This window comes from Pseudomonas sp. TE3895 (assembly GCF_056278855.1).
Genome location: NZ_JBWBQE010000001.1, coordinates 6,103,043 through 6,128,734, shown reverse-complemented (window position 1 = coordinate 6,128,734; position 25,692 = coordinate 6,103,043). Strand labels below are relative to the sequence as shown.

25 protein-coding genes and 1 pseudogene are annotated in these 25,692 nt (G+C 63.2%); 14 read left to right on the top strand and 12 right to left on the bottom strand.

Annotated features, from left to right (window positions below; translation table 11 throughout):
• The first annotated feature begins 51 nt into the window (after positions 1-51).
• Positions 52-1,072, top strand: a pseudogene (locus tag ACZ889_RS27730) (Leu/Phe/Val dehydrogenase).
• Positions 1,073-1,130: 58 nt separating this feature from the next.
• On the opposite strand, the gene ACZ889_RS27725 reads toward ACZ889_RS27730, so the two are convergent.
• From ACZ889_RS27725 to ACZ889_RS27715, 3 genes are all read right to left on the bottom strand, one after another.
• Positions 1,131-1,394: a YebG family protein gene (locus ACZ889_RS27725; protein WP_003251679.1), complete on the bottom strand. Its 264-nt coding sequence runs from the start codon at positions 1,392-1,394 to the stop codon at positions 1,131-1,133.
• Between the two features lie 353 nt (positions 1,395-1,747).
• Complete coding sequence (locus ACZ889_RS27720) at positions 1,748-2,011, bottom strand: DUF3077 domain-containing protein (protein WP_180689270.1); 264 nt, start codon at positions 2,009-2,011, stop codon at positions 1,748-1,750.
• 92 nt (positions 2,012-2,103) lie between these two features.
• Positions 2,104-2,346 carry a hypothetical protein gene (locus tag ACZ889_RS27715; RefSeq protein WP_003251683.1) on the bottom strand — a complete coding sequence of 81 codons (243 nt, stop codon included), beginning with the start codon at positions 2,344-2,346 and terminating at the stop codon, positions 2,104-2,106.
• Between the two features lie 448 nt (positions 2,347-2,794).
• On the opposite strand from ACZ889_RS27715, the gene ACZ889_RS27710 reads away from it, so the two are divergent.
• On the top strand, positions 2,795-3,265 hold the full coding sequence (locus tag ACZ889_RS27710; RefSeq protein WP_003251685.1) for a phosphate-starvation-inducible protein PsiE: 471 nt from the start codon (positions 2,795-2,797) through the stop codon (positions 3,263-3,265).
• 3 nt (positions 3,266-3,268) lie between these two features.
• Here ACZ889_RS27710 and ACZ889_RS27705 read toward each other — a convergent pair whose 3' ends face one another.
• From ACZ889_RS27705 to ACZ889_RS27685, 5 genes are all read right to left on the bottom strand, one after another.
• Entirely contained in the window at positions 3,269-3,559 is a 291-nt protein-coding gene (locus ACZ889_RS27705) for a DUF3509 domain-containing protein (RefSeq protein ID WP_003251688.1), read from the bottom strand.
• Between the two features lie 121 nt (positions 3,560-3,680).
• On the bottom strand, positions 3,681-4,028 hold the full coding sequence (locus ACZ889_RS27700; protein ID WP_003251689.1) for an HPF/RaiA family ribosome-associated protein: 348 nt from the start codon (positions 4,026-4,028) through the stop codon (positions 3,681-3,683).
• A 177-nt stretch (positions 4,029-4,205) separates the two neighbouring features.
• Positions 4,206-6,530 (bottom strand): TonB-dependent Fe(3+) dicitrate receptor FecA, encoded by a 2,325-nt coding sequence (gene fecA, locus ACZ889_RS27695; RefSeq protein WP_476257997.1) that lies wholly within the window; start codon positions 6,528-6,530, stop codon positions 4,206-4,208.
• Positions 6,531-6,624: 94 nt separating this feature from the next.
• Positions 6,625-7,551, bottom strand: coding sequence for a FecR domain-containing protein (locus ACZ889_RS27690; RefSeq protein ID WP_274147019.1), 927 nt, complete (start codon positions 7,549-7,551; stop codon positions 6,625-6,627).
• A complete protein-coding gene (locus ACZ889_RS27685) occupies positions 7,548-8,060 on the bottom strand; it encodes a sigma-70 family RNA polymerase sigma factor (protein ID WP_274147020.1) in 513 nt (170 codons plus the stop codon). Before ACZ889_RS27685 ends, ACZ889_RS27690 begins: the two co-directional genes overlap by 4 nt.
• Before the next feature lie 139 nt (positions 8,061-8,199).
• Between ACZ889_RS27685 and ACZ889_RS27680 the strand changes: the two genes are divergently transcribed.
• The 6 genes from ACZ889_RS27680 to ACZ889_RS27655 all read left to right on the top strand — a co-directional run bounded on the left by ACZ889_RS27680 (position 8,200) and on the right by ACZ889_RS27655 (position 14,529).
• Positions 8,200-8,505 carry a DUF3649 domain-containing protein gene (locus tag ACZ889_RS27680; RefSeq protein WP_020191458.1) on the top strand — a complete coding sequence of 102 codons (306 nt, stop codon included), beginning with the start codon at positions 8,200-8,202 and terminating at the stop codon, positions 8,503-8,505.
• Positions 8,502-10,079, top strand: coding sequence for a PepSY-associated TM helix domain-containing protein (locus ACZ889_RS27675; RefSeq protein WP_476257996.1), 1,578 nt, complete (start codon positions 8,502-8,504; stop codon positions 10,077-10,079). Before ACZ889_RS27680 ends, ACZ889_RS27675 begins: the two co-directional genes overlap by 4 nt.
• Positions 10,079-10,405 carry a DUF3325 domain-containing protein gene (locus ACZ889_RS27670; protein WP_476257995.1) on the top strand — a complete coding sequence of 109 codons (327 nt, stop codon included), beginning with the start codon at positions 10,079-10,081 and terminating at the stop codon, positions 10,403-10,405. The genes ACZ889_RS27675 and ACZ889_RS27670 overlap by 1 nt, the downstream gene beginning before the upstream one ends.
• Positions 10,406-10,410: 5 nt before the next feature.
• Positions 10,411-10,986, top strand: coding sequence for an RNA polymerase sigma factor (locus ACZ889_RS27665; protein ID WP_010955272.1), 576 nt, complete (start codon positions 10,411-10,413; stop codon positions 10,984-10,986).
• The gene (locus ACZ889_RS27660) at positions 10,983-11,963 is read left to right on the top strand and encodes a FecR family protein (RefSeq protein WP_476257994.1); all 981 of its coding nucleotides are present in this window, start codon (positions 10,983-10,985) and stop codon (positions 11,961-11,963) included. Before ACZ889_RS27665 ends, ACZ889_RS27660 begins: the two co-directional genes overlap by 4 nt.
• A 175-nt stretch (positions 11,964-12,138) precedes the next feature.
• A complete protein-coding gene (locus ACZ889_RS27655; RefSeq protein WP_476257993.1) occupies positions 12,139-14,529 on the top strand; it encodes a TonB-dependent siderophore receptor in 2,391 nt (796 codons plus the stop codon).
• A 29-nt stretch (positions 14,530-14,558) separates the two neighbouring features.
• On the opposite strand, the gene ACZ889_RS27650 is transcribed toward ACZ889_RS27655, so the two are convergent.
• The gene (locus tag ACZ889_RS27650) at positions 14,559-15,434 is read right to left on the bottom strand and encodes a helix-turn-helix domain-containing protein (RefSeq protein ID WP_054889258.1); all 876 of its coding nucleotides are present in this window, start codon (positions 15,432-15,434) and stop codon (positions 14,559-14,561) included.
• Positions 15,435-15,619: 185 nt separating this feature from the next.
• Here ACZ889_RS27650 and ACZ889_RS27645 point away from each other — a divergent pair, with 185 nt between their 5' ends.
• Positions 15,620-16,522 (top strand): DMT family transporter, encoded by a 903-nt coding sequence (locus ACZ889_RS27645; RefSeq protein WP_180689277.1) that lies wholly within the window; start codon positions 15,620-15,622, stop codon positions 16,520-16,522.
• A gap of 453 nt (positions 16,523-16,975) precedes the next feature.
• On the opposite strand, the gene ACZ889_RS27640 is transcribed toward ACZ889_RS27645, so the two are convergent.
• A complete protein-coding gene (locus ACZ889_RS27640; RefSeq protein WP_020193821.1) occupies positions 16,976-17,950 on the bottom strand; it encodes a 2-hydroxyacid dehydrogenase in 975 nt (324 codons plus the stop codon).
• Positions 17,951-18,125: 175 nt separating this feature from the next.
• Positions 18,126-19,073: a LysR family transcriptional regulator gene (locus tag ACZ889_RS27635; RefSeq protein ID WP_003251712.1), complete on the bottom strand. Its 948-nt coding sequence runs from the start codon at positions 19,071-19,073 to the stop codon at positions 18,126-18,128.
• Between the two features lie 192 nt (positions 19,074-19,265).
• Here ACZ889_RS27635 and ACZ889_RS27630 point away from each other — a divergent pair, with 192 nt between their 5' ends.
• From ACZ889_RS27630 to ACZ889_RS27615, 4 genes are read left to right on the top strand one after another with little or no spacing between them, the layout of a single operon-like run.
• A complete protein-coding gene (locus tag ACZ889_RS27630; protein ID WP_476257992.1) occupies positions 19,266-20,795 on the top strand; it encodes an efflux transporter outer membrane subunit in 1,530 nt (509 codons plus the stop codon).
• Positions 20,792-22,969 carry an FUSC family protein gene (locus ACZ889_RS27625; RefSeq protein WP_003251716.1) on the top strand — a complete coding sequence of 726 codons (2,178 nt, stop codon included), beginning with the start codon at positions 20,792-20,794 and terminating at the stop codon, positions 22,967-22,969. Before ACZ889_RS27630 ends, ACZ889_RS27625 begins: the two co-directional genes overlap by 4 nt.
• Positions 22,959-23,159, top strand: coding sequence for a DUF1656 domain-containing protein (locus tag ACZ889_RS27620; protein ID WP_003251718.1), 201 nt, complete (start codon positions 22,959-22,961; stop codon positions 23,157-23,159). Before ACZ889_RS27625 ends, ACZ889_RS27620 begins: the two co-directional genes overlap by 11 nt.
• A gap of 10 nt (positions 23,160-23,169) precedes the next feature.
• Positions 23,170-24,030: an efflux RND transporter periplasmic adaptor subunit gene (locus tag ACZ889_RS27615; protein WP_012053682.1), complete on the top strand. Its 861-nt coding sequence runs from the start codon at positions 23,170-23,172 to the stop codon at positions 24,028-24,030.
• A 71-nt stretch (positions 24,031-24,101) separates the two neighbouring features.
• Here ACZ889_RS27615 and ACZ889_RS27610 read toward each other — a convergent pair whose 3' ends face one another.
• Positions 24,102-24,554, bottom strand: a complete 453-nt coding sequence (locus tag ACZ889_RS27610) for a universal stress protein (protein ID WP_476257991.1) — start codon at positions 24,552-24,554, stop codon at positions 24,102-24,104.
• Positions 24,555-24,771: 217 nt separating this feature from the next.
• On the opposite strand from ACZ889_RS27610, the gene ACZ889_RS27605 reads away from it, so the two are divergent.
• Positions 24,772-25,677 carry a LysR family transcriptional regulator gene (locus tag ACZ889_RS27605; protein ID WP_003251728.1) on the top strand — a complete coding sequence of 302 codons (906 nt, stop codon included), beginning with the start codon at positions 24,772-24,774 and terminating at the stop codon, positions 25,675-25,677.
• Positions 25,678-25,692 lie beyond the last annotated feature (15 nt).

Sequence of the window (25,692 nt, the reverse complement as noted above, 5' to 3'; positions counted from 1 at the left end):
GGCTGAGGCCGTGCCTATACTGGAAGGAGCACCTCGTAGGGGAGCCGGTCGATGTTCGCGCTGATGCAAAGCACCCGTACCCAGTCACTGCACCTGTTCAATGACCCGCCTACGGGCCTGAAAGCCGTTGTGGCAATCCACAGTGAGCATTTGGGCCCGGCCATGGGGGGGTGCCGCTACCTGCCTTATGCCGATGACGAAAGCGCCATGACCGACGCGATTCGCCTGGCCCAGGGCATGAGCTACAAGGCAGCACTGGCCGGCTTACCGATGGGGGGTGGCAAAGCGGTGATCATGCGCAACCCGCATGTGGAAAACCGCGCCGCGCTGTTCGAGGCCTTTGGCCGCTTCATCGATACCTTCCATGGCCGCTTCATTATCGCCGTGGACAGTGGCACCTCGACCTTGGACATGGACTGCATTGCCCACAGCACGCCCTACGTGACCAGCACCACTGCGTCGGGCGACCCATCGCCACATGCGGCGATGGGGGTGTTCGCGGGCATACGTGCCACAACCTCGTTCCGGCTGGGCAGCGATGACCTGAGAGGCTTGCGGGTAGCGGTGCAGGGGTTGGGCAATGTCGGTTATGCACTGGCGGAGCAACTGCATGCGGTGGGCGCGGAGCTGCTGGTCAGCGACCTGGACCCGGGGCGGGTGCGGCTGGCGATGGAGCAGTTCGATGCCAAACCGGTGACCAACGATGCGTTGATCAGTACCCCTTGCGATATCTTTGCACCCTGCGGCGTGGGGCCCGGTACTGAACGGGCAGAGCGTGATGCAACTGCGTTGTGCGGCAGTGGCGGGGGCGGCCAACAACCAGCTGACGACCTTGCAGGTGGCAGACCAGCTGGAGTCGCGCGGCATATTGTATGCACCTGACTACGTGATCAATGCCGGTGGGCTGATCTATGTGGCACTCACCCACCGTGGCGAAGACCAGCGCACCATTACTGCGCACCTGGCGCGGATTCCTTCACGGCTGACCGAAGTGTTTGGCCATGCGCAGGCGGAGAAGCGTTCGCCGGCAAGGGTGGCGCAGATGTTGGCGGAGCGGTTGTTGTATGGCTGAAGGTTGCTGATGGCGTTGTTGGCCACTTCGCCGGTAAACCCGCACACCTCGGGCGATATCACTCGGCAGCAGTACCCTCAAGCAATTCGGCCAACGCATCCGGCTGGCTTTTGAACGCCCGGGCGAACACATCGCGGTTCTTCGCCATGTAGATACCGGCTTCCTCGACCTGCTGCTCGGTCAGCGACGGCACCGCCTTGTGCAGCACTTCGGCCAGGCGCTCGGCCAGTTCGAGCATTTTGTCGTGACGGTCTGCTTCGGCCTTATCCATGAACAAGCGCTCCGGGTCGCGGCTGCTGCGGTACACCACTTCGACGGCCATTCATCACCTCTATGCCTTTTTGCTGGTTGTGTTGCGGTTTACTGTATCTATATACAGTAATGGCAATGCTGGTTGGTTCGCAAGCAGAAATTGTAGCGTGGCACAGACCGAGCGCTGCGCGCGCACCTTTGCCAGGAACAATTGGCCAAACAGATGTAGGAGCGGGCTTGCCCGCGAATGCGGTGGCGGCTGCGACGGTGAATGACCGGGAGATATTGGCCGGCAGGTCCGGCCTATTCGCGGGTAAACCCGCTCCTACAATGGTGCGCCGCGCGGGCGGGGCTCGATCTCACAGGCGCTGAAACTGCTGCGGCAAACACATAGAGGCCTTCATCCAACCTGAAGCGAAATCCTCATTGCTTCATGCCCAACTCGGCATCATCCATCAGCGCCTTGGCCATGGCACTCAGATAATGGGCGGCCCATATCATCATGAGCTTCTCCTCCATCAGGCCAGTGATGGTCAATTCACGCACATAGCCCATCAATTCCGACGACTGCTCGCGGGCGTCCCTGCAGGGGATGCCGGGCTCGATGCGGAACAGTGGATGGGTGCTGTTTTCGCCTTGATAGAAAGTGGTCTTGCCGACGGTGAATTGGGTGTCTTCTGTTGTCATTGTTCAATCCCCTGAAGTTTCTCGAGTGCCTGGCCGCCCGTTTCACGGGCGAGCCCGCGAAGAGGCCGGCCCTCCCGGCACATTAACCAGCCTTAGTGCGAAGTCCTGGGCTCAGCGTGCATCTGCACCTGAACCAGTGCCGACTCAAGCAGAGCCCGCAGCGCCTCCAGCTCATGCATCGAGGTCATCATCAGGATCGAAACCGGTGACTTGGGCTGAAGCAGCAACGCCTGATGCACCACGGTGGCTGCGCACAACGCGTAGTCGGTGGCCTGGATCAGGGTGTCTTCGAGGGAATGGGGGTTATGGGGTGGATCGGGAACTACTTTCAGCATGGTGAAGGCCTGTTCAAAGTTGGGGCCACCACCTCCTGCTGTCAAACAATGAGGCGGCAGCTGTACATGGGTTGACAGACCGGTGAACAGAACCAAAAGCCGGCGCACACGAGGTGCCCCATGACAGCTGCCATAAAGGCAAAGCCATGTGGTTAGTTCAGGGCGGCCTGTCAAAGCCGGTCGCTGATTGGCAGCGACGACCCCAGACTAGTGCGCATGCCCGAACGCCACAATGGCAGGGAGTATCTTTGGGAAATGCCCTACAAGGAAGGGGTTAAATCTGATTTTTCCCCAAGCACGGCGTGCTTTTTTGCAATGCGCCACGCCTCAAGGTGTCTTGCGGCAATCGGTCGCCTTCCAAGACAGGGGCTTGGCCCTTTAACTGCATGGCACAAGCGTCACATCAGCGACGCATCATCCTTAAAGACGTATCGGGGAATGGAACATCGTGAACATCAAATGGGCAGAAAAACTGCGCAAGGGCCTGCACGGCTCGGCCGACTCGCTGGGCAACCTGTGCGTCGAGGCGTTCCATTACCTGGCGCTGTTCGGCATTGGCGCGATCACCGCCTACGCGGCGGTGGTGACGTTCCTGGACATGCTGGGCAAGGGCGGGATCAGTGTCGATGACATCCTGCTGTTGTTCATCTACCTGGAGCTGGGGGCGATGGTGGGGATCTACTTCAAGACCAACCACATGCCGATCCGCTTCCTGCTGTACGTGGCAATCACCGCGCTCACTCGCCTGCTGATCGGCGATGTTTCGCACCACAAGGCACCCGATGAAGGGCTGTTGTACCTGTGCGGCGGCATCCTGCTGCTGGCGTTCTCGATCCTGGTGGTGCGCTACGCTTCGTACCGCTACCCCTCGACCAAGGTGCTGGACGCCAACGGCAAGGCAGTGGAGGAGGGCAAGTAGCCCTCAGTTGGCAATGAAATGGCGCGGCTCGTGGCGGGCGTCACGGGTCAGCGCGGCCAGCACTTGCAGGGGGTTCTGGCTGAGTTCGATCGCAAGGCCCAGGCGGATGCTGTCGATCACCCGTTGCAGGCGCACCGGGTCGTTGCGTTGGGCCGGGGTGATGAGGCGCTTGGCGACCACGCCGGCGTCGTCGGACAGGGTCAGCATGATACTGCCGTCGAGGTTTGCAATGCTCAGGTTCACCCGGTATTCGGGCGCGAATGCAGCACTGATTCGTTCGAATGGGTTGTTCATGGTCTTGCTTCTGCGTTGAGTGAATGCAGAGGTTGACCGGGACGTTCGCACGTTGGTTCAGCGCCATTGATCGGCACAAACGAAAACGCCCGGCTCAAGGCCGGGCGTTTTGCATTGCCGATCAGGCGTCCGGGTCACTCAGTTCCAAGACGCCGCGCTTGCTGCGCAGCTTGCCGTAGAAGTGCTCCAGCGCGTGATTGAGCTTGGTGGCGGCACCGTCGACTGCCTGGTCCAGCGAACTGGCGGTGTGGGTCACGGAAATCGGTTGGTGGCCTTTCGGGCGAGCCTCCATCTGGCAGCGTTTGTCATGCGGTCCGGGCTTGACGCCGTTCTCGTCGCGCAGGTGAACCTCGATGCGGGTGAGGTCTTCTTCGTAACGTTCCAGCGAGTTCTGCAGTGTGCTGCGGACCCACTGGTCGAGCCGGGCGTTACCGTCGAAATCGTTGCTGCTGTTGACCTGGATTTGCATGATTCAATCCTTATTCAGCTTGCTCGCATGGAGACGCGCCTAGGCCCTTGAGACCCTTGGAATTTCTGCGCCTCTTGACTCTAAGGTCAGGCAACTGCGGAATGAATTCAAGCCCTTTTTGAAAATAAATTTCTTGTTGCAAAAGGGGGCTACAAAGCGGCCCCCATTTGCTACCGGTCAGAATTCCACCGACGTCTGCACATACAAGGTACGTGGTTCACCCACATACTTGCCCTTGTTGTTGTCATCGTAAGAACGCGTGTAGTACTCGCGGTTGAACAGGTTCTTCACCCCGACTGCCACCTTGAGGTTCGACAACTGCGGGCCAAAATCGTACCCGGCACGGGTGCTGACCAGCATGTAGCCCGGAATGCGCCCGGTGCTTCCATCGGCGCTTTCGGTGCTGGTGTTGGCGTTGTCGGCGTACTGGCTGCTCTGGAAGCTGCCGTCCAGGTTCAGCTGCCAAGGGCCCTCGGTGTAGCCCACGCCCAGGTTGCCCTTGTGGCGCGACGAGAACGGCACCTGGTTGCCTTTGTTCGGCCCGTCCTCACGGATGGTGGCGTCGACGAACGCATAGCTGGCGTGCACGTCGAAGCCGGCCAAGGCCGGGCTCAGGCCGTCCAGCGCATAGCGGACGCTGGTCTCGATACCCTGGTGGCGGGTTTCACCACGGGCGATCACCGAGTCGTTGGTCTGGTTGCTTTCATACTGGTTGTCGAAGTTGATCAGGAACGCGCCGATCTCGGCCTGCAAGTCGCCGTTGTCGTAACGGGTACCCACTTCCCAGGTGCGCGCTTTTTCCGGTTTCACTTCGCCACTGCTGACCCGGTTGGGCATCTGGCTGTACTGCACGCTGCCGAACGAGCCTTCGGTGTTGGCGTACAGGTTCCAGCTGTCGGTCAGGTGGTACATCACGTTCAGGGCTGGCAGTGCAGTGTTGTAGCTGCCCTGGTAGCGCTGGCCGTTGAGCTTGTTGCTCTGCTCGGAGTCGATCATCTCGTAGCGCACGCCCGGGGTGATGGTCCAGCGGCCGATGTCGATGCGGTCATCCAGGTAGATGGCATGGGCTTCGGTGCTGCCACGGGTGTCGCGGTCGTTGCGGCTGGCGGTGGTGGGCAGGCTGCCGTTCACCGGCTCGCGGAAGCGCAGTTCGTGGCCGGCTTCGTTGACGTAGCGGTAGCCGATGCCCAGCTCGTGCCAGCTGTCACCCAGGGCCACGCCCTGCGAGAAGCGGGTTTCGATGCCACGCACCCAGTACTCGCGTGGCGACAGCGAGACGAAGCTGCCTTGGTCCAGGTAGCCGCTGCGCAGGGTCTTGGTGAAGAAGCTGTTGACGCTGAACTGGCGGTCATCCTGCTTGTAGTCGTAGCCGAAGTTGAACAGGGTGCGGCGGCCCCAGAACTTGTCTTTCAGGCGCGTGGACTGGTACGGGTCGGCATCGAAATCGGCGGTGCTCAGGCCGCCGGGCATGTCGGCCTCGCCCTCGTAGTACTGGGCCATGGCGTGCAGGCTGTTGGCTTCGTCCAGTTGCAGCTTGCCCTTGAGGATCAGGTCGTCGATCTGCGTGTCGCTGTGTTCGCGCCAGTCACCCCCGCGGGTGCCGGAGTACAACAGGGCGCCGCCCAGGCCGTTGTCGTTGGTGCCACCGACCAGCAGGTTGGCGCTGTTCTTGAAACCGTCGTGGCTCGAAGACGGGCTGATCTGGTTTTGCATGGCGGCCTTGAACGTGGCCTGTTCAGGGATCGCCCGGGTGACGAAGTTGACGATGCCGCCGACGTTCTGCGGGCCGTAGCGCACCGCGCCGCCACCGCGCACTACGTCCACTGCGTCCATGTTGCCCATGCTCAGCGGGGCCAGCGACAGCTGCGGCTGGCCGTACGGCGCGAAGGGCACCGGGATGCCATCCATCAGCACGGTCGAGCGCGATGCCAGGCGCGGGTTGAGGCCGCGGATGCCGAAGTTCAGCGCCAGGTCATGGCTGCCGGTACCGTTGTTGTCGGGGGCGTTGACCCCGGGGATGCGGTTGAGCACTTCGCGGGCGGTGGTAGCACCGTTGCGTTCGAATTCCTCGCGGCGCACTACGTCGCGGGCGCCGGGGTGCTCGAATACGTTGTCCTGCTGCGCCTCGGCCAGCCAGTCGCCGACCACGGTGGAGGCGCCTAGCTCGACTGCTGCGCCGGCAGCAGGGGCTGTGATGGGTTGCAGGCTGAACGCGTTGTCGGTTTCCTGGCGTGCTTGCAGGCCGCTGCCGCGCAGCAGGGCGTCCAGCCCCTGGCGCGTGTCGTACTGGCCGTCCAGGCCTTGAGTGCTCATGCCCTGGGTCAGTTGCGAGCCGAACGAGATCAGTGCACCGCTTTCGCGGCCGAACTGGTTGAGGGCGTCTTCAAGAGAACCGGCGGCGATGTGGTAGCTGCGGGTTTCGGCCTGGGCGGCGGGCATGGCCAGGCCGAGGAGGGTGGTGAGCAGCAGGGCGTGAACGAACGGGCTGGGGCGCAACGGCATGGGTCGGGTCCTGAGAGAGGGCTTCTGCCATGTCTGTCACGCGAGGTCGGGAAAATGGCTCAGTCGATATGAAAATATTTCGCCTTTGCTGGCGCTAACTGATTTTGGGCTCGACCGTCACCCAGTAGCGGGTGAACTGCTTCACACGCACCGGCAACGCCACTTCCAGCATTTGCAGGATGCGCTCACTGTCATCCAGCGGATACGACCCGGAAATGCGCAAGTCGGCAACCTGCTCGCTGCACCCCAACTGCCCATGGCGATAGCGCCCAAGTTCGGCAAGGAAGTCTGCCAGGCGCATCTGCGAGGCCACCAGCATGCCGTCGACCCAGGCGCCGACATTGCGGTCGAGTGCCGACACCGAGCGCCAGGTGCCGGTGAAGCGTGCCTGTTGCCCGGCCATGAGCGGCTGCCCATGTGCGCTGGCCCCGCCTTCGAACACCGACACCAGGCTATACCCGTCGAACTGGCGTACGTTGAAGCGCCCGCTATCCAGGTACAATACACCCTCACCAGTACGTAGCTGCAGCGGCCGTGCTTCGCTGGCCACTTGCAGTGCCAGTTCGCCCTCGAACAGGTGCACCAACCGCTGCTGCCCGTCGAAACGCACATCGGCGGCGCTGCGGGTGTTGAGTTGCAGCACGCTGCCGTCGCCCAGTTGCATGCGTCGGCGCTGACCGACCGGGCTGCGGTAGTCGGCCATCATCCCGGGAAGGGGGTTGTGCTGTTGCAGACCAAGCCCCGTGGCACTGGCCACACCGACCAGCAGCAAGGCCTTGAGCGCCCGACGCCGGGCTGAAGATTGCGGGGCTTGCAGCGTTGCGTGCACCACCGGCGAGGACACCCCACGCAAGCGTTGGTTGACCTGTTGGATATGCGCCCAGGCCCGCTGATGCTCCAGGTCGGCCTGCAACCAGTGGTCGAACGCCAGCTGTTGCGCCTGGCCGAAGTCATCACCTTGCGACTCGATCAACCAATGCACGGCCTGTTCCGCCACCAGCGGGGAAAACGAGGCGTTCACAGCGCGAAGTAGCAGCGCATGGCTGCCTTGTTCAGGTAGCGCTTGACCGTGGCCAGCGAAATGCCCAGTTCGCGGGCGATTTCGCCTTGGCCCAGGCCGTCGACCTGGGCCAGCAGGAAGGCGCGTTTGACCAACGGTGGAAGGCCGTCCAGCAAGTGGTCGAGCGCTAGCAATGTCTCGAAGATGATCGCCTTCTGTTCCTCGCACGGCGCGACCTCTTCCGGTACCTGTGCGAGCGCTTGCAGGTAGGCACGCTCCAGTTCCTGGCGGCGGAAGTGGTTACACAATACGCGTTTGGCTACGGTGGCAAGAAACGCACGCGGCTCCACCAACTGGGGCGCCTCGCGCGCCTGGAGCAGGCGCATGTAGGTGTCCTGGGCCAGATCGGCGGCGCTGTGCGGGCAGCCCAGACGGCGACGCAACCAGCCGGTGAGCCAATTGTGGTGTTCGTGGTAAAGGCCTTCGACCGTCGATGTAAGCGCGCTGGTCACCGTGATACTCCGGCGCATGACAGCGCAACTGGTAGTAAGAATTGTTCGCATTGTATGGGTGGCCGTCTGTTTCGGCAATCGTCACCTGTCAGCAGGCTTTGCTTATGAGAATTGAAATCATTAGTATTGCAACCCCGAAAACGCCCGGACCTTCGCCATGACGCGCAAAACCGCCGGCCTCCCGCTCAGTTACCGGCTGGGCGTTGCCTCACGCAGCCTGGCCGCGCTGCTGGGCGGCTACTTGCTGGCGTCGATGGCCAGTGTCTGTATTGCCTTGGTGGCGCCGTTGCCCAAGGTTGATGCCACGCTCACCGGCCTGCTGCTGTCGTTCGTCTTCTACCTGCTGGCGTTCATCTGGTGTTTCGCCTGCCGCAGCGCCTGGCGTGCCTGGTTGGGCGTATTGGCGCCAAGCCTGCTGCTGGGTGTGATCAGCGGCGTTGCCTACTGGATGAAAAACCCATGAAAGAAGGCTTCCGCCAGGCCATGGCCTGGTTGCACACCTGGACCGGCCTGATCTTCGGCTGGCTGTTGTTCGCCATCTTCCTTACCGGCACGCTGTCGTACTTCAAGGAAGAAATCACTCATTGGTCGCAGCCTGAAGTGCGCAGCCATGCCCTGGACCCGATCAATAGCCTGGCAGTCGCTCAACGTTACCTGCAGGACAATGCAGGGCATTCGAGTACCTGGTTCATTCGCATGCCGAACGAACGGGAGGCCGCCTTGAGTGTGGGCTACCGCGACCCCAGTGGCGGCCCGCGTGGCTTCGTCAGGAAAACCCTCGATACCCAGACCGGCCAGCCGGTGGAAGCACGTGACAGCCGCGGTGGTGAGTTCTTCTACCGCTTTCACTTCCAGCTTCAGATGCCTTACCCGGTTGGCCGTTGGCTCTCGACGTTCTGCGCTTTCATCATGCTGCTGGGGTTGGTCACCGGCATCATTACCCACAAGAAGATCTTCAAGGAGTTCTTCACCTTCCGCCCTGGCAAGGGGCAGCGTTCCTGGCTGGACGGGCACAATGCCATCGGCGTGCTGGTGCTGCCGTTTCACCTGATGATCAGCTACAGCAGCCTGGTGCTGTTCATGTACATGGTGATGCCGGCGGGCATCATGGCCAGCTACGGCAATGACACCGACAAGTACTTCAACGACCTGTTTGGCCGCAACGATGCGCCCAAGGCGGCCCAGGTGGCCACGCCGCTGGTAGCGCTGCCGAGCCTGTACGCCAAGGTGCAGGCGCTGCAGCCGGGGGCGCGTGTCGGCAACATCCAGGTGCAGAACCCGGGCGACAGCAATGCCCGCGTCACCTTCACCCAATCGGCAGCCGACCACGTGGCTTATCGGCGTAGCGCCAACTGGACATTCGATGGGGCCAGTGGTGCGCTGTTGAGCCAAGGCAAGCCAGAGAGCGGGGTAATGATGACCGCCTTCAGTTTCGCCGGCCTGCACATGGGTAACTTTGCCGGGCCTTGGCTGCGCTGGCTGTACTTCTTCTTTGGCGTGGCCGGTACTGCGGTGATTGGTACCGGGTTGGTGATGTGGTTGGGCAAGCGCCAGCTCAAGCACGCCAAGAGTGGAGCTGTGCCAAGTGAGCTGCGCCTGGTCGAAGTGCTCAATATGACCAGCATGAGTGGCTTGTTGCTGGCGGTGGCGAGCTTCTTCTGGGCCAACCGCTTGGTGCCCATGGCTGTCGAAGGCCGGGCCGACTGGGAGGTGAATGCTTTCTTCATCGCCTGGGGCCTGTCGCTGGTGCACGCCGTGCTGCGTAGCGGGCGCAAGGCCTGGGGCGAGCAACTGGCGCTGGGTGCGCTGGCCTTCGTCCTGCTGCCGTTGCTCAATGGCCTGACGACTGACCGGGGCTTGAACCATTCGGTACTGGAGGGCGACTGGGCCATGGCCGGCTTCGATCTGACAGCCCTGGGGACCGGCCTGTTTCTGGCCTGGCTGGCCCGCAAGATGCTGGCCAGCCCCATGCCCGTAGCCAAGCGCGCCGCGCGTTCGACAAAAAAGCCGAGCATTGAAACGGTAGGGGCGAGCTGATGCTGGGTAACGCACTGATCGCCTTTGCAGGCTTCGTTGCCCTGTGCCTGGCGATGGAAAAGCATTTCAGCGACTTGCTCGGGCGCAAGCCGCGCCCGCGCCACTTGCACCTGTTGCGTGTCGCAGGTTGGCTGCTGCTGATACTGTCGCTGGTGCTCAGCGTGCACCAGCGTGGCTGGGCCCTCGGCCTGGTGGAGTGGACCGCGGTGCTGATGGCCGGGGTAACACTGTGGGTGTTCGGCCTGCCGTACCAGCCTCGTCTGCTGCTGGGCCTGGCCGCCGCCAGCGTGGTGCTGGGCCCGATGCTCGCAGTGTTTGCCGTGTAACCCCCATGAGCGAGCCAGGGGATATCATCGAACCTCACGCTGACAGCGCAGGCGCACGTGCACGTTTCGTCCAGGTGTTCCAGGCCCAGCGTGCGCGTATGGAGGCGTTGGTAAGCCGTCGGGTCGGCTGCCGCGCCACCGCTTCGGACCTGGTCCAGGAGTTGTTCCTGCGTTTCTGGCGTCGCCCCGAGGTCAAGGTCGAGGCGCTGGACACTTACCTGCTGCGTTGCGCGGGCAACCTGGCCATAGACCACCTGCGCAGCGAAAGTAGCCGCGAACGCGTGGCCGAAGCCGCTGTGCCGGTGAGCGAGGCGAGCCTGGCCCAGGCCCCTGAGCAGGCCGTGGAGGTCGACCACGACTTGCAGCGTATCGAGGCCACCTTGCGTGCCTTGCCCGAGCGCACCCGGCAGATCTTCCTGCTCAACCGCATTCACGGCTGCAAGTACAGCGAGATCGCCAAAGCCATGCAGCTGTCACAGAGCGCCGTGGAAAAGCATATGATGCGCGCCCTCGAAGCGTGCAAGGCGAGTGTTGCCGAGCCCGCGTCCACCCCACGCCGGCCAGGGAGCGCCCGTCGATGAGCCGTTTACCGCCGATCACCGAAGCGCAGTTTCAGGCTGCCCTGCAATGGTTCAACCGGATCAACGAGCAACCCGGGCAAGCCGAAGGGGCGGCATTCAAGCGCTGGTTGCTGGCCGACCCCGCACACCGCGCAGCCTACGACCAGGCCCAGGTGCTTTGGCAGAAAAGCGCCGCCCCGGCGGCGCGGCTGGCGGACGAAGAACAGGACGCCCTGCAGCGCTACCTCGATGCCATGGCCAGACCACCGGCGCGTGGCGGCTGGCGGCGGGTGGCAGGGCTGGCGATGGCAGCCTGCCTGGTGCTGGCCGTGGGCGTCGCTGGTGGTTGGCACCCGGGGTACTGGTTGCAGGACCTGCAGGCGGACTACAGCAGTGCCGGGCAGATTCGCCAGGTGACCTTGGCCGACCAGTCACAGGTGACGCTTGATGCCGGTAGCGCCATTGCGGTCGATTTCGCCCAGGGTGAGCGCCGTGTGCGGTTGCTGCATGGCGCGGCGTTCTTCGAGGTTATCCATACCGGTGAGCCGTTCCTGGTGGAAGCTGCCGGCGGCGAAGTGCGGGTGCTCGGCACCCAGTTCGAGGTGCGTGAGCAAGGCGAGGGTGCCCAGGTGACGGTGCGCAGTGGGCGTGTGGGCGTCAGCCCCGCGCAGGGCACTGTGGCGCGAGAACTGACTGCCAACCAGCAGCTGACCTACCGCGCAGGCAGGGTAGGCGACACCCTGGCGGTGGACAGTGACAACCGCCTGGCCTGGCGCCAGGGGTGGCTGAACTATTACCAGGTGCCGCTGGCGCAGGTGATCGAAGACCTTGGGCGATATTACCCGGGGCGTATCCTGTTGCTCGATGGTGACCTGGGGCAGCGCAAGGTCAGCGGCAGCTTCCCGGTGGCCGAGCCGCTGCTGGCGCTGGATTCGCTGGGCAAGGTGATGGGTTTTTCACGGCAGACCGTGTTGGGGCGTTTGACCCTGATTCGGTAGTTGCCTGTGCCAGCCTCTTCACGGGTAACCCCCCCGTAGGAGCGGGTTTACCCGCGAAGAGGTCGCCACAACAAAAATATTTCCAGGCACAGGTGAGGTAACAGCACGTGGCATCCGTGTAATGAGTGAAAGTGCGATTGATTCGCAATAATCACCCCCTCACAGGTCAGCGTCCATGAAGTTCTCCCCGCGTTGCGTCCCTCTCTGGTTCGGCCTTGCTGCGCTCCCGGCCTTCGCTGTCGCCCCCTTGGCAAGCGCGGCCGAGCAGCTGCAGGCCTATGCCTTCGCCCAGCCGGCCCAACCCTTGGCCCAGGCCCTGAACGCCTTCAGCCGCACCACTGGCCAGAGCGTGGTCTACACCCTCGAGCTGCCGGGCGTGCAAGCGCCAGCGCTGAAGGGTCGGTTCAGCGCCGAGCAGGCGCTGCAACAACTGCTGGGCAACGCTGGGCTGGCCTGGCGCCGCGTCGACGCACGTACCCTGACCCTCGAACCTGCAGACACCTCCGGTGCCCTCAGCCTGCAGGCCACCACCGTGACCTCGCAACTGGACGACTACAGCTACCAGCCCCCGGCCAGCGCTTCGATCATGCGCGGGCAGGGCCCGAACCAGGACATCCCCCAGGCAATCAACGTGGTACCGGCCCAGGTCATCCGCGACCAGGCCCCGCGCAACCTTGATGACGCCCTGGCCAACGTCAGCGGCATTACCCAGGGCAACAACTTCGGCGGCACATCCGACACGGTGATGAAACGTGGCTTCGGCGACAACCGCGACGGCTCGATCATGCGCGATGGCATGCCCGTGGTGCAGGGTCGCAACCTCAACGCCAGCACCGAGCGGGTCGAAGTGCTCAAGGGCCCTGCCTCGCTGCTGTACGGTATCCAGGACCCGGGTGGGGTCATCAACGTGGTCAGCAAGCGTCCGCAGTTGCAGCAGTACAACGCCCTGACCGTGCGCGGCTCGACCTATGGCAGCGGCAAGAACGGCAGCGGTGGCGGGCTCGACAGCACGGGCGCACTGGGTGACAGCAACTTCGCCTACCGCCTGGTCGTCGACCACGAAGACGAGGACTACTGGCGCAACTACGGCGTGCACCGCGAATCGCTGGTGGCGCCGTCGCTGGCCTGGCTGGGCGAAGACACCCAGGTGGTGCTGGCCTACGAGCACCGTGAGTTTCTCTATCCCTTTGACCGTGGCACCGCGTTCGGCAACAACGGCCACCCGCTGAACATCCCTGCCACGCGCCGCCTGGACGAGCCGTTCAACGACATGGAAGGGCGCTCCGACCTGTATCGCCTGGAAGTCGACCATCAGCTGGCCGATGACTGGAAGCTGCACTTCGGCTACAGCTTCAATCGTGAGACCTACGATGCCAGCCAGGTTCGCGTGACCGGCGTCAACGAAACCCAAGGCACGCTGACACGCAGCATCGACGGCACCCACAACGCCATGAGCCGTGACCAGTTCGTGACCCTGAGCCTCAATGGCAATGTCGAGCTGGCGGGGATGCAGCATGACCTGCTGTTCGGCATCGACCATGAAGACCGCAAGATCTTTCGCGGTGACCTGATTCGCCAGACACCACAGTCCACGTTCAGTTATCTGGACCCGGTCTACGGGCAGGAAGTGGAGGGCACCAACGTACGAGCCGGCGACAGCGACCAGACCGACAAGCTGCGCACCGATGCGCTGTTCGTGCAGGACGCGCTGCACCTCGATGAGCACTGGATCCTTGTAGCAGGTGCGCGTTTCCAGCAGTACGACCAGTACGCTGGCCGCGGTCGCCCGTTCAAGGCCAATACCGACATCAGTGGCCAGGCTTGGGTGCCCCACGCCGGTATCGTTTACAAAGTCGACGACCAGCTCTCGTTCTATGGCAGCTACAGCGAGTCGTTCAAGCCCAACTCGACCATCGCGCCGCTGACCGGCAATGTCGTGCTCGACTCCTCGGTGGCACCTGAGGAGGGCAAGTCGTGGGAGCTGGGCGCCAAGCTCGACATGCCAGGCCGCATCACAGGCACCCTGGCATTGTTCGATATCACCAAGCGCAATGTACTGGTCTCGAACTTTGACGCCGTCACAAGCGAGACGGTCTACAGCAATGCGGGTGAGGTCAGTTCACGCGGTGTGGAACTCGACGTGACCGGCCAGATCAGCGAGCGCTGGAGCCTGATCGGCAGCTATGCACTGACCGATGCCAAGGTCACCAAGGACCCTGATCTTGAGGGCAATCGCCTGCAGAACGTGGCCCGGCACAGCGGCTCGCTGTCGGCGGTGTATGACTTTGGCAGCCTGTTTGGGGGGGACCGGCTGCGCTTCGGTGCCGGCGCCCGTTATGTGGGCGAGCGTTCGGGTAACGCGACCAATACCTTCGACCTGCCGAGCTATACCGTTGCCGATGCGTTTGCCACTTATGAAACCAAACTCGACGAACACAACGTGCGCCTGCAACTGAACGTGAAGAACCTGTTCGACAAGGTGTATTACAGCTCGGCGGTGAACCAGTACTTTGTGGCGATTGGCGATGCGCGGCAGGTCAGTTTGTCGAGCACCTTCGAGTTCTAGGCAAATGGGGCCGCAGAGCGGCCCTGGTTTCAGATGAAAAAGGCCTTGCGGTATTCGCCAGGTGTGGCCCCCAGGGTTTGGCGAAACCGGTTGCTGAAATGGCTGGCACTGGCAAACCCACACAACAAGGCAATCTCCCCCAGCGGCATTACTCCCAGCCGCAACAACTGGCACGCCCGGTGCAGCCGCCGGGCCAGCAGATACTGGTGCGGCGGGAGCCCGAAACTGGCGCGGAACATGCGCGCAAAGTGGTATTCGGACAAATTGCAGCGCAGCGCCAGCTCTTCCAGGGTGATGGGCTGGTCCAGGTGTGCCTCGAGGTAGTCGACCAGCTGTCGGCGCAGGTTTGGCGCCAGCCCGCCTTTCAGGCGCAGGCCTTGGCGCAACCCGACCTGGCTGAGCAGCGCATGGTCAACGATCTCGTGCGCCAGGCTGCTGGCCAGCAGGCGCTCGCCGGGCTCGTCCCAGTCCAGCTGGATCAATTGACGGAAGCGGGCAGCCTGCTGCGGGTCGTCCAGAAAGGTCGCTTCCTGCAGTTGCAGCTCGCGCGGTTCCCGGTCGAGCAGGCGTACACAGCCCAGGGCGAACTGCGCCTCGCTGATATACAGGTGTGCCAGGCGGATCGCGCCATTGACGACCCAGTTCGATTCCTGCCCGGCCGGCATCACGCACAGCTTGTCGGGCGCACCTTTGTCGGCCGGGCGCTGGCGGCGGAAGGTGCCGGTGCCGTCGGCGATGTAGCACGACAGGGTGTGATGGCTAGGCGCCTGGTAGTCGCGCGCATCGTCACGGTTGCTCCACAACGCTGCCGCCAGTCCGTCGCCCAGGTGCGCGCTCAGCTCCAGCCTGGCGTTGGGCGAGGCATGCATGGCGTTGAACACTTGCAACTGGGTGAGTGGCGTCATTGGCAGGTCCTCTTGCCTGCCATCCTACTGCGCCCTGGATCGAGTGACAGCTACCGGCGCAAGAAAAGCGCAAGTTCGTGCAAGCAGACAGAGGCTGATCGAAAGAACACTGGTGATCCCTGTAGGAGCGGGTTTACCCGCGAAGCGCCGGGCACCGATTTCCAGAGGCCCAAGGAACCGCCACCATGAACCTGTCACTCTACCTGCTCACCGTCCTGATCTGGGGCACCACCTGGATCGCCCTGAAACTCCAGTTGGGTGTGGTCGCGATCCCGGTGTCGATCGTCTACCGCTTCGCCCTGGCCGGGCTGATCCTGTTTGCTTTCCTGTTGCTTACCCGCCGGCTGCAACCCATGAACCGCCGTGGCCACCAGATCTGCCTGGCCCAGGGCCTGTGCCTGTTCTGCGTCAACTTCATCTGTTTCCTCAGCGCCAGCCAGTGGATCGCCAGCGGCCTGATCGCGGTGGTGTTCTCCACCGCGACACTGTGGAACGCGCTTAACGCTCGCATTTTCTTCGGCCAGAAAATCGCCAGCAATGTGCTTGGCGGTGGTGCCTTGGGCTTGCTTGGCCTGGGCCTGCTGTTCTGGCCGGAGCTGTCGCATCACGCAGCCAGCCGCGAAACCCTGTACGGCCTTGGTTTAGCCCTGTTCGGCACGCTGTGCTTCTCGGCGGGCAACCTGCTGTCGAGCATGCAGCAGAAGGCCGGGCTCAAGCCGATGACGACCAATGCCTGGGGCATGGTCTATGGGGCGATGATGCTGGCGGTGTTCTGTGTGGTCAGCGGCGTACCGTTCAGCATGGAGTGGAATGCGCGCTATATCGGTTCGCTGCTGTACCTGGTGGTGCCGGGGTCGGTGATTGCGTTTACTGCCTACCTGACCTTGGTCGGGCGCATGGGGCCGGAGCGGGCAGCTTACTGCACGGTGCTGTTCCCGTTGGTGGCGTTGAATGTGTCGGCGGTGGCCGAGGGTTATCAGTGGACGGCGCCGGCCTTGCTTGGCTTGGTGGCGGTAATGGCGGGGAATGTGCTGGTGTTTCGCAAGCCCCGGGCTAGGGTGGCTGGGGGTGTTGTGGTAGCCAAATAGGTGATGGGTTGCCTGGGCCGGCCCTTTCGCGGGTAAACCCGCTCCTACAGGGCAGTGCACACCCTTTGTAGGCACGGGTTTACCCGCGAAGAGGCCAGCACAGGCACTCCAAATCGTAGGAGCGGGTTTACCCGCGAAGAGGCCAGCACAGGCACTCCAAATCGTAGGAGCGGGTTTACCCGCGAAGAGGCCAGCACAGGCACTCCAAATCGTAGGAGCAGGTTTACCCGCGAAGAGGCCAGCACAGGCACTCCAAATGGTAGGAGCGGGTTTACCCGCGAAGGGGCCAGCACAGGCACTCCAAATCGTAGGAGCGGGTTTACCCGCGAAGAGGCCAGCACAGGCACTCCAAATGGTAGGAGCGGATTTACCCGCGAAGAGGCCAGCACAGGCACTCCAAATGGCAGGAGCGGATTTACCCGCGAAGGGGCCAGCACAGGCACTCCAAAACGGTCAGCCCTTCCACACCTGCGGGTTCACCAGGTCCCGCGGCCGCTCGCCCAGCAGCGCCGCACGCAGGTTGTCGATCGCCCGGTTGGCCATGGCCTCACGGGTTTCGGCAGTGGCCGAGCCAATGTGCGGCAAGGTCAGCGCATTGGGCAGCTTGAACAGCGGCGAGTCGCTCAGCGGTTCTTTCTCGTACACATCCAGGCCTGCGCCGCGAATGGTGCCCGCCTGCAGCGCCTCGATCAGCGCCGCCTCATCCACCACCGGCCCACGGGCAATGTTGATCAGGAACGCACTCGGCTTCATCAGCTTCAGCTCGCGGCTGCTAATCAGCTTGCGGGTGGCATCGGACAGCGGCACCACGATGACCACGAAGTCGGCTTCGGCCAGCAACTGATCCAGGCTGCGGAACTGCGCGCCCAGCTCCTGCTCCAGCGCGGTCTTGCGGCTGTTGCCGCTGTACAGGATCGGCATGTTGAAGCCAAAGCGGCCACGGCGTGCCACTGCTGCACCAATGTTGCCCATGCCGACGATACCCAGGGTCTTGCCATGCACATCGCTGCCGAAGTGGGCCGGGCCCACGGTGGCCTGCCAGTTGCCGGCCTTGGTCCAGGCATCCAGCTCGGCGGTGCGCCGGGCGCAGCCCATGATCAGCGAGAAGCCCAGGTCGGCGGTGCTTTCGGTCAGCACGTCGGGGGTGTTGGTCAGGGCGATGCCGCGCTCGTTGAAGTAGTCGAGGTCGTAGTTGTCATAGCCGACCGACACGCTGGACACCACTTCTAGCCTGGCCGCACCTTCAAGCTGCGCCCGGCCGAGCTTGCGGCCAACGCCGATCAGGCCATGGGCTTCGGGCAGGGCTTCGTTGAACTGGGCGCTGATGTCGCCGAGCTTGGGGTTGGGCAGGATCACGTTGAAGTCTTGCTGCAGGCGTTCGGCCATGGCCGGGGTGATACGGCTGAAGGCCAGGACGGTCTTTTTCATCGGGCAACTTCTCTGCAAGGCGGGGTGGGGTTGTGCCGGCCTTTTCGCGGGCAAGCCCGCTCCTACGGGGGGGCGCGGTGCCTTGTAGGAGCGGGCTTGCCCGCGAAGGGGCCGGAACAGGCGAAATCAATGGTTAGCAACCTACCATTGTCCGCCCCCGCATTGCAGCAGCTTTTTAGTTGGCGATCAGCACCTGATGGGTTTTCAGGTCTGCCTCATGCGCGGCAAGAATCTCTGGCAGCGAGTTGCGCAGGTACTCGACCCAGGTCTTGATCTTGGCATCCAGATACTGCCGCGATGGATAGATGGCATACAGGTTCAGCTCCTGCAGGCGATACTCGGGCAGCACCCGTACCAGGCTACCGTCCCGCAGGCCCTCGATAGCCGAATAGATCGGCAGTACGCCTACGCCCATGCCACTGCGGATCGCAGTCTTCATGGCATCGGCGGTGTTCACCATGAACGGCGAACTGGTGATGTTGACCATCTCTTGGCCTTCCGGGCCATCGAACAGCCATTTCTCCAGCGGTATGACCGGGCTGACCATGCGCAGGCAGGCGTGCTTGAGCAAGTCGGCAGGCTTGTGCGCCACGCCATGCTGGGCGATGTAGGCGGGCGAGGCACAGACAATGCTGTAGGTGATGCCCAGGCGCTGCGAAACGAACCCCGAGTCGGGCAGTTCGGTGGCCAGCACGATGGAGACGTCATAACCCTCGTCGAGCAGGTCGGGCACGCGGTTGGCCATGGTCAAATCGAAGGTCACGTCCGGGTGCGTTTCGCGGTAGCGGGCGATGGCATCGACCACGAAGTGCTGGCCGACCCCGGTCATCGAATGCACCTTCAACTGCCCGGCCGGGCGCGCATGGGCGTCGCTGGCTTCGGCCTCGGCTTCTTCGACGTAGGTAAGAATCTGTTCGCAACGCATCAGGTAGCGCTTGCCGGCTTCGGTCAGCGCAATGCGGCGGGTGGTACGGTTGAGCAGCCTTGTTTGCAGATGGGCTTCCAGATTGGAGACCGCCCGCGACACGTTCGCGGTGGTCGTATCCAGTTGCGCCGCAGCGGCAGTGAAGCTGCCGAGTTGGGCTACGCAACTGAAAGCACGCATGTTTTGCAGGGTGTCCATGGGTCACTCTCGAGGTAGAGGACAAAATTGTGTCACGAAGTAACTTGGAAAAGAGAAAAAGTTGCCTTCGACCAAAGGCGGATTATCGCTGTTTTGGTAACAAAGATTCGCAGGAATCTGTGCTTATCGCCAGTGCTGCCGCCCCCTAGAATTGCCCGGCCCCCTTCACCTCTTCCTCGGGAAATCGCAGCTGTGCCGCGTCGCATCATCAGAACGCTCAAGGCGTTCAGTGCCTGTGCCCTTGCCCTCACCTTGAGCGGCTGTATCGGAACCTGGGGCATTGCCCCGCAAAGCAAGACGCTGCAAGCCAATACCTTGACCACCGACGCGGCCATTCGCGAAGCCGCGACCGACGCTCACTGGCCCGACCAGCAGTGGTGGCACGCCTATGGTGACCCACAGCTGGACCGCTGGGTTACCCTGGCCTTGGCCGGTAGCCCAAGCCTGGCCATGGCCGCTGCGCGGGTGCGCGAAGCCAAGGCCATGGCCGGTGTGGTCGAGTCGGCGGAAAAGCTCCAGGCCAACGGCCAGGCCACGCTCAAGCGCCACAACTGGCCGGAAGACCAGTTCTATGGCCCTGGCGCGCTGTCCGGTGCCAACACCTGGGACAACAACGCTGCCATCGGCTTCAGCTACGCCCTCGACTTGTGGGACCGTGAACGCAATGCCAGCGAGCAGGCCGTGGACCAGGCGCACATGAGCGTGGCCGAAGCCCGCCAGGCGCAGCTGGAACTGCAGAACAATGTGGTGCGTGCCTACATCCAGTTGAGCCTGCATTTTGCCCAGCGCGATATCGTCAAGGCCGAACTGGAACAGCAGGAGCAGATCCTGGCCCTGGCCAAGCGGAGGCTGGATGCCGGCATCGGCACCCACTTCGAAGTCAGCCAGGCCGAAGCGCCGCTGCCGGAAACCCACCGTCAGCTCGACAGCCTCGACGAAGAAATTGCCCTGACCCGCAATCAGCTGGCCGCACTGGCCGGCAAGGGCCCGGGGGAAGGCGCGCAGTTGCAGCGCCCGGCCCTGGCCTTGGCCGCGCCGCTGAAACTGCCTTCGAACCTGCCCGCCGAACTGGTTGGCCAGCGGCCTGATGTGGTTGCCAGCCGCTGGCAGGTGGCTGCCCAGGCGCGTGGCATCGACGTCGCTCACGCCGGCTTCTTCCCCAACGTCGACCTGGTCGGCAGCCTGGGCTTCATGGCCACCGGCGGTGGCCCGCTGGAATTCCTGACCGGGCGCAAGTTCAACTACAACGTCGGCCCGGCCATCAGCTTGCCGATCTTTGACGGTGGGCGCCTGCGCTCAGAACTGGGCGTGGCCTCGGCGGGGTATGACGTGGCGGTGGCCCGCTACAACCAGACCGTGGTTGGTGCACTGAAGAACATCTCCGACCAGTTGATCCGCCGCGAGTCGATGAAAGAACAGTCGCACTTCGCCGCCGAATCGGTTGCTGCCGCGCAGAAAACCTACGACATCGCCATGGTCGCGTTTCAGCGCGGCCTTACCGACTACCTGAACGTACTCAACGCGCAGACCTTGCTGTTCCGCCAGCAGCAGGTGCAGCAGCAGGTGCAGGCCGCCCGCCTGATTGCCCATGCCGAGCTGGTCACCGCCCTGGGTGGTGGCCTGCAGGCTGGTCAGGATGTGCCGAAAGAGGAACGCCAGGCAGCACCGAAGACCCCGGCCACCCTGGCCATTTTCGACAAGAAGCCGGATAACGCCGAATGAGCACTTCCAGTTTGCCCGTGCGCTGGCTGCAAAGCCTGGAATGGCGGCGGGGCTTCTTTGCCTGGGCACGCACCGACGGCGTGACCTGGGTGTACATCTTCAAGGTGCTGGCCGCCGCGTTCATCACCTTGTGGTTGGCCATGCGCCTGGAGCTGCCGCAACCGCGTACAGCGATGATCACTGTTTTCATCGTCATGCAGCCGCAAAGCGGGCATGTGTTCGCGAAAAGCTTCTACCGGGTGCTCGGCACCCTGGCGGGTTCGGCGATGATGGTGGCGCTGATTGCCATCTTTCCGCAGAACACCGAGCTGTTTCTGCCCAGCCTGGCCCTTTGGGTGGGCCTGTGCTCGGCTGGTGCCATGCGCTACCGCACCTTCCGCGCCTATGGTTTCGTGCTGGCCGGCTACACCGCAGCGATGATCGGCCTGCCGGTGCTGCAACACCCCGACCAGGCGTTCATGGCAGCGGTATGGCGGGCGCTGGAAATCGCCCTGGGTATTCTGGTGTCGACCTTCGTCAGTGCCGCGATCCTGCCGCAGTCGGCCAGTGCCGCAATGCGCAACGCCCTGTACCAGCGCTTTGGCGTGTTTGCCGGGGTGGTGGTCGAGGCCCTGCGTGGCGACAGTCAAAAGGACCGCTTCGAGAGCAGCAACGTGCGCTTCGTGGCAGAGGCAGTGGGCCTCGAGAGCCTGCGCAACGTCACCGCTTTCGAAGACCCGCACATGCGCCGTCGCAGTGGCCGGCTGGTGCGCATGAACAGCGAGTTCATGGCCATCACCACCCGCTTCAATGCCTTGCACCGCTTGCTGGAGCGCCTGCGTGCCCGTGGCCCGCTGCAGATCGTCAGTGCCATCGAACCGGGCCTGAACACCCTTGTGGAGTTGCTGCAGCCCTATGTGGGCCGGGCGTTGACTGACGCCGATGCGCTGCGCCTGACCCTGGAGCTGGCCGCCTACAAGGAAGGCCTGCAGGCCCAGGTGCGGGGGCTGCGGGCTGAGTACCTGGCAACGGACCCCAGCGAATCCGACCTGCTCGATTTCCACACCGCGTTCGAGCTGCTGTACCGCTTCGTCGACGAGATGTTGAGCTACGCCGAAACCCATGCCTCGCTGGCCGCGCACAAGCACGAGCGCGAGCAGTGGGACGAGCCCTACGTGGCGCAGACCAGCTGGCTGGTATCGCTGGCGGCCGGTGTGCGCGCCTCGGCAGTGCTGTTGCTGCTGGGCAGTTACTGGCTGCTCAGCGATTGGCCCAGCGGCGCCATGATGACCCTGATCGCCACGGTCACCGTATGCCTTTCGGCAGCGTCACCCAACCCCAAGCGCATGTCGTTCCAGATGGCTTGCGGCACGGCCATCGGCGCTTTTGTCGGCTTCTTCGAAACCTTCTTCGTGTTCCCCTGGATCGACGGTTTCCCGCTGCTGTGCATGGTGCTGGCGCCTGTGTTCGTGCTGGGCGCTTTTCTTTCGTCGCGCCCTGCCTACGCCGGTTATGGCATCGGCCTGCTGGTGTTCTTCGCGATTGGCTCGGTGCCGAACAACCTCACCGTTTATGACCCGTACACCTTCATCAACGACTACATCGGCATGGTGATCGGCATGTTCGTCTGTGCCGCCGCCGGGGCGATCATCCTGCCGCCCAACAGCCGCTGGTTGTGGAGCCGCCTTGAGCAGGCGTTGCGCGAGCAGGTGCTGTTCGCGATCAGCGGCCGCCTGCGCGGCCTGGGCTCGGCCTTCGAAAGCCGCACCCGCGACCTGCTGCACCAGGCCTATGGCCTGGCGGCCGGCAAGCCGCAGGTGCAAAGCCAGCTGATGGGCTGGATGTTCACCGTGCTGGAGATCGGCCACGCCGTCATCGAGCTGCGCAAGGAGCAAGCCCGCGCCCCGGTGCACCCGGCCTATGCCGAGTCGCAGCCTTGGCGCCAGGCAATCCGTGTCATGGGCCGTGCGCTGACCCGGCTGTTCCTGCAGCCCAGCGCCAGCAACCACGAACGCGCACTGGTGGCAGTGGACCACGCCATCGCCCGCGTGCAGGCCACCGACGAGCCATTCGCCCGGCACTTCGACACCTCGGTGCTGCGCCGCGTGCAAAGCTACCTGCACTTCATCCGTACTTCCCTGCTGGACCCACAGTCGCCACTGGCACCGGCGAAAGGACTGCACCATGCCCCGTGAGATCGCCTTCCATGGCGTGTACATGCCCACCATGACCTTGATGTTCCTGTTTGCCCTGGGCCTGGCCTGGGGCCTGGACCGGTTCATTGCCAGCCATGATGGCTACCGCTTCTTCTGGCACCCGGCGTTGCTGCGCCTGAGCCTGTTCGTCTGCTTGTTCGGCGCCATGGCGCTGTCTGTCTACTGGTGAGAATCCTTCGATGAAAAAGTTCTTCAGCCTGATCGCCACCCTGCTGGTGCTGGTCGCTGCCGTGGCCATCGGTCGCCAGTTGTGGCTGCACTACATGACCACGCCATGGACCCGTGATGGCCGTGTGCGTGCCGACATCATCAACGTCGCTGCCGACGTGCCCGGCTACGTGGTGGATGTACCGGTCAAGGACAACCAGCGGGTGAAGAAGGGCGACCTGCTGATCCAGATCGACCCTGAGCACTACCAGTTGGCCGTCGACCAGGCCAAGGCGCTGGTCGCCTCGCGCAAGGCCACCTGGGAAATGCGCAAGGTCAATGCCAAGCGCCGTGCCGACATGGACAACCTGGTGATCTCCAAGGAAAACCGCGACGACGCCAGCAACATCGCCAATTCCGCCCAGGCTGACTACCAGCAGGCCCTGGCCGAACTGGCTGCTGCCGAACTGAACCTCAAGCGCACCCACATCGTGGCCACGGTGGACGGCTACGTGACCAACCTGAATATCCACAAGGGCGACTATGCGCGTACCGGCGAAGCAGTGATGGCGGTGGTCGACGAGAATTCGTTCTGGGTTTACGGATTCTTCGAGGAGACCAAGCTGCCGCATGTGAAGGTGGGGGACCAGGCCGAATTGCAGATGATGAGCGGCGAGCGCCTCAAGGGGCATGTGGAGAGCATTGCCCGCGGCATCTACGACCGTGACAACCCACAGAGCCGCGAGCTGATCGCCGACGTGAATCCGACCTTCAACTGGGTGCGGCTGGCACAGCGGGTGCCGGTGCGCATTCACATCGATGAAGTGCCGGAAGGGTTTTTGCTGGCGGCGGGGACGACCTGTACGGTGGTGGTGAAGCCGAGTTCGCCTTGAGAGGCAGGTCGCCAGACTGATCGAGCGCCGCTCGCGTGGTGCTCGATCTTACAGGCGGCACATCGCTCCAATCATGCACTCGCCGCCCCCACCAACACCGGCACTTCGACCTGATCAATCACCTTCGCGCTGATCGACGGGTCGAGTAACCGCCCCAGCCGCGACAGGTGGCGGTGGCCCATGATGATCAGCTCGCAGTTCAATTCCTGCGTCTTGGCCACAATCGCTTCAACCGGCAGCCCGGCCACCATGCAGCCCTGGCTGGCGAAGCCGGCTTGCTGCAGTTCGCGCACGACCTCGGCTACGGCGTGGTCGGCATGCTGCTGTTCTTCGCAGGCGGCGGGGTATTCTTCCCGTTCCTCGGCGGTGTAGGGCGCGGGTTGCTCGTGCACCGCGAAGGTCGAATCGATGGCCAGCAGCACGTGCAGTTCGTGCTCGCCCGGGCGGCAGTAGCGGCGGGCGAGGGCAAGCAGGGCGGCAGATGCGGGGGAGGCGTCGATGGCGATCAGGACGGGGCTGGGCATGCGGGATCCTTGATGTATTTGGGGGGCTGGGGCGGCCTCTTCGCGTAGACCAACGCAGGCGCGGGTTTACCCGCGAAAGGGCCGAACCTGCCATGCATCATTCTTGACCCAATCCTTTCCCTGAATAAATGGCCCACCACGCACAAGCGCATTGCGTCCGGTGCAATCCATCAACCTGATAACATCACATTTCCCACAGCTGTAACGGAAAACGGCCATGCAACTTCCGGACATGAACCTGCTTGTCGCCCTCGATGCCTTGCTCGACGAGGGCAGCGTGGTTGGTGCGGCGCAACGCATGAACCTGAGCCCGGCCGCCATGAGCCGGACCCTGGGGCGTATCCGCGAAGCGCTGGGTGACCCGATCCTGGTGCGGGCCGGCCGTGGCCTGGTGCCGACGCCGCGTGCGCTGGCCTTGCGCGAGCAGGTGCATGGCCTGGTGGAGCAGGCCGGGCAGGTATTTCGCAGTCGCGACGATGTCGACCTGGTGAACCTGGACCGTGCCTTCAACATCCGCACCAATGACCTGTTCATCGCCCTGTATGGCGCTCAGCTGTTGCGCATGATGCTGGCCCAGGCACCGCATACGGTGCTGCGTTTCGTGCCGGAGGGCAGCGGCGACGATGATGCGGTGCTGCGCAATGGGCAAATCGACTTGATCATCAGTTCAGCCATTGAACTGGGCCCCGAAATCAAGGTTCAGAGCCTGTTCAACACCTACTTCGTGGGCTTGGCGCGTGAAGGGCACCCGGTTTTCGATGACGAGATCACCCCTGAGCGCTTCGCCGCCTACCCGCACATCAGCGTGTCACGCCGTGGCCGTGCCAATGGGCCTATCGACGTGGCACTGGCCAATTACAAGGTGGAGCGCCGGGTAGCGCTGATCACGACGAGTTTTCACTCCGCGATGTTTTCGCTGCCGGACTCGGACCTGATCTTGCCGATACCCGCCAATATCCTGAACAGTGTGAACAGGCTGAAACTGCCATTGAGGTCCTTCGAGATCCCCGTGCCACTGGAAAAGGTCAATGTCATGCAGGCATGGCACCCGCGGTTCGATAACGACCCGGCCCATCGCTGGCTGCGGCAGACGTTGAAGGCGTGCGGCAGGATGGACCCTTGAGGCGTGTGGCACGTG

What these genes read in the sequence shown, in the direction of transcription:
- ACZ889_RS27725 (WP_003251679.1), bottom strand. Translation starts at nt 1,394, where the DNA reads ATGGCCGTCGAAGTGGTGTACCGCAGCAGCCGCGACCCGGAGCGCTTG.
- ACZ889_RS27720 (WP_180689270.1), bottom strand. Translation starts at nt 2,011, where the DNA reads ATGACAACAGAAGACACCCAATTCACCGTCGGCAAGACCACTTTCTAT.
- ACZ889_RS27715 (WP_003251683.1), bottom strand. Translation starts at nt 2,346, where the DNA reads ATGCTGAAAGTAGTTCCCGATCCACCCCATAACCCCCATTCCCTCGAA.
- ACZ889_RS27705 (WP_003251688.1), bottom strand. Translation starts at nt 3,559, where the DNA reads ATGAACAACCCATTCGAACGAATCAGTGCTGCATTCGCGCCCGAATAC.
- ACZ889_RS27700 (WP_003251689.1), bottom strand. Translation starts at nt 4,028, where the DNA reads ATGCAAATCCAGGTCAACAGCAGCAACGATTTCGACGGTAACGCCCGG.
- fecA (WP_476257997.1), bottom strand. Translation starts at nt 6,530, where the DNA reads ATGCCGTTGCGCCCCAGCCCGTTCGTTCACGCCCTGCTGCTCACCACC.
- ACZ889_RS27685 (WP_274147020.1), bottom strand. Translation starts at nt 8,060, where the DNA reads ATGCGCCGGAGTATCACGGTGACCAGCGCGCTTACATCGACGGTCGAA.
- ACZ889_RS27680 (WP_020191458.1), top strand. Translation starts at nt 8,200, where the DNA reads ATGACGCGCAAAACCGCCGGCCTCCCGCTCAGTTACCGGCTGGGCGTT.
- ACZ889_RS27675 (WP_476257996.1), top strand. Translation starts at nt 8,502, where the DNA reads ATGAAAGAAGGCTTCCGCCAGGCCATGGCCTGGTTGCACACCTGGACC.
- ACZ889_RS27670 (WP_476257995.1), top strand. Translation starts at nt 10,079, where the DNA reads ATGCTGGGTAACGCACTGATCGCCTTTGCAGGCTTCGTTGCCCTGTGC.
- ACZ889_RS27665 (WP_010955272.1), top strand. Translation starts at nt 10,411, where the DNA reads ATGAGCGAGCCAGGGGATATCATCGAACCTCACGCTGACAGCGCAGGC.
- ACZ889_RS27660 (WP_476257994.1), top strand. Translation starts at nt 10,983, where the DNA reads ATGAGCCGTTTACCGCCGATCACCGAAGCGCAGTTTCAGGCTGCCCTG.
- ACZ889_RS27655 (WP_476257993.1), top strand. Translation starts at nt 12,139, where the DNA reads ATGAAGTTCTCCCCGCGTTGCGTCCCTCTCTGGTTCGGCCTTGCTGCG.
- ACZ889_RS27650 (WP_054889258.1), bottom strand. Translation starts at nt 15,434, where the DNA reads ATGACGCCACTCACCCAGTTGCAAGTGTTCAACGCCATGCATGCCTCG.
- ACZ889_RS27645 (WP_180689277.1), top strand. Translation starts at nt 15,620, where the DNA reads ATGAACCTGTCACTCTACCTGCTCACCGTCCTGATCTGGGGCACCACC.
- ACZ889_RS27640 (WP_020193821.1), bottom strand. Translation starts at nt 17,950, where the DNA reads ATGAAAAAGACCGTCCTGGCCTTCAGCCGTATCACCCCGGCCATGGCC.
- ACZ889_RS27635 (WP_003251712.1), bottom strand. Translation starts at nt 19,073, where the DNA reads ATGGACACCCTGCAAAACATGCGTGCTTTCAGTTGCGTAGCCCAACTC.
- ACZ889_RS27625 (WP_003251716.1), top strand. Translation starts at nt 20,792, where the DNA reads ATGAGCACTTCCAGTTTGCCCGTGCGCTGGCTGCAAAGCCTGGAATGG.
- ACZ889_RS27620 (WP_003251718.1), top strand. Translation starts at nt 22,959, where the DNA reads ATGCCCCGTGAGATCGCCTTCCATGGCGTGTACATGCCCACCATGACC.
- ACZ889_RS27615 (WP_012053682.1), top strand. Translation starts at nt 23,170, where the DNA reads ATGAAAAAGTTCTTCAGCCTGATCGCCACCCTGCTGGTGCTGGTCGCT.
- ACZ889_RS27610 (WP_476257991.1), bottom strand. Translation starts at nt 24,554, where the DNA reads ATGCCCAGCCCCGTCCTGATCGCCATCGACGCCTCCCCCGCATCTGCC.
- ACZ889_RS27605 (WP_003251728.1), top strand. Translation starts at nt 24,772, where the DNA reads ATGCAACTTCCGGACATGAACCTGCTTGTCGCCCTCGATGCCTTGCTC.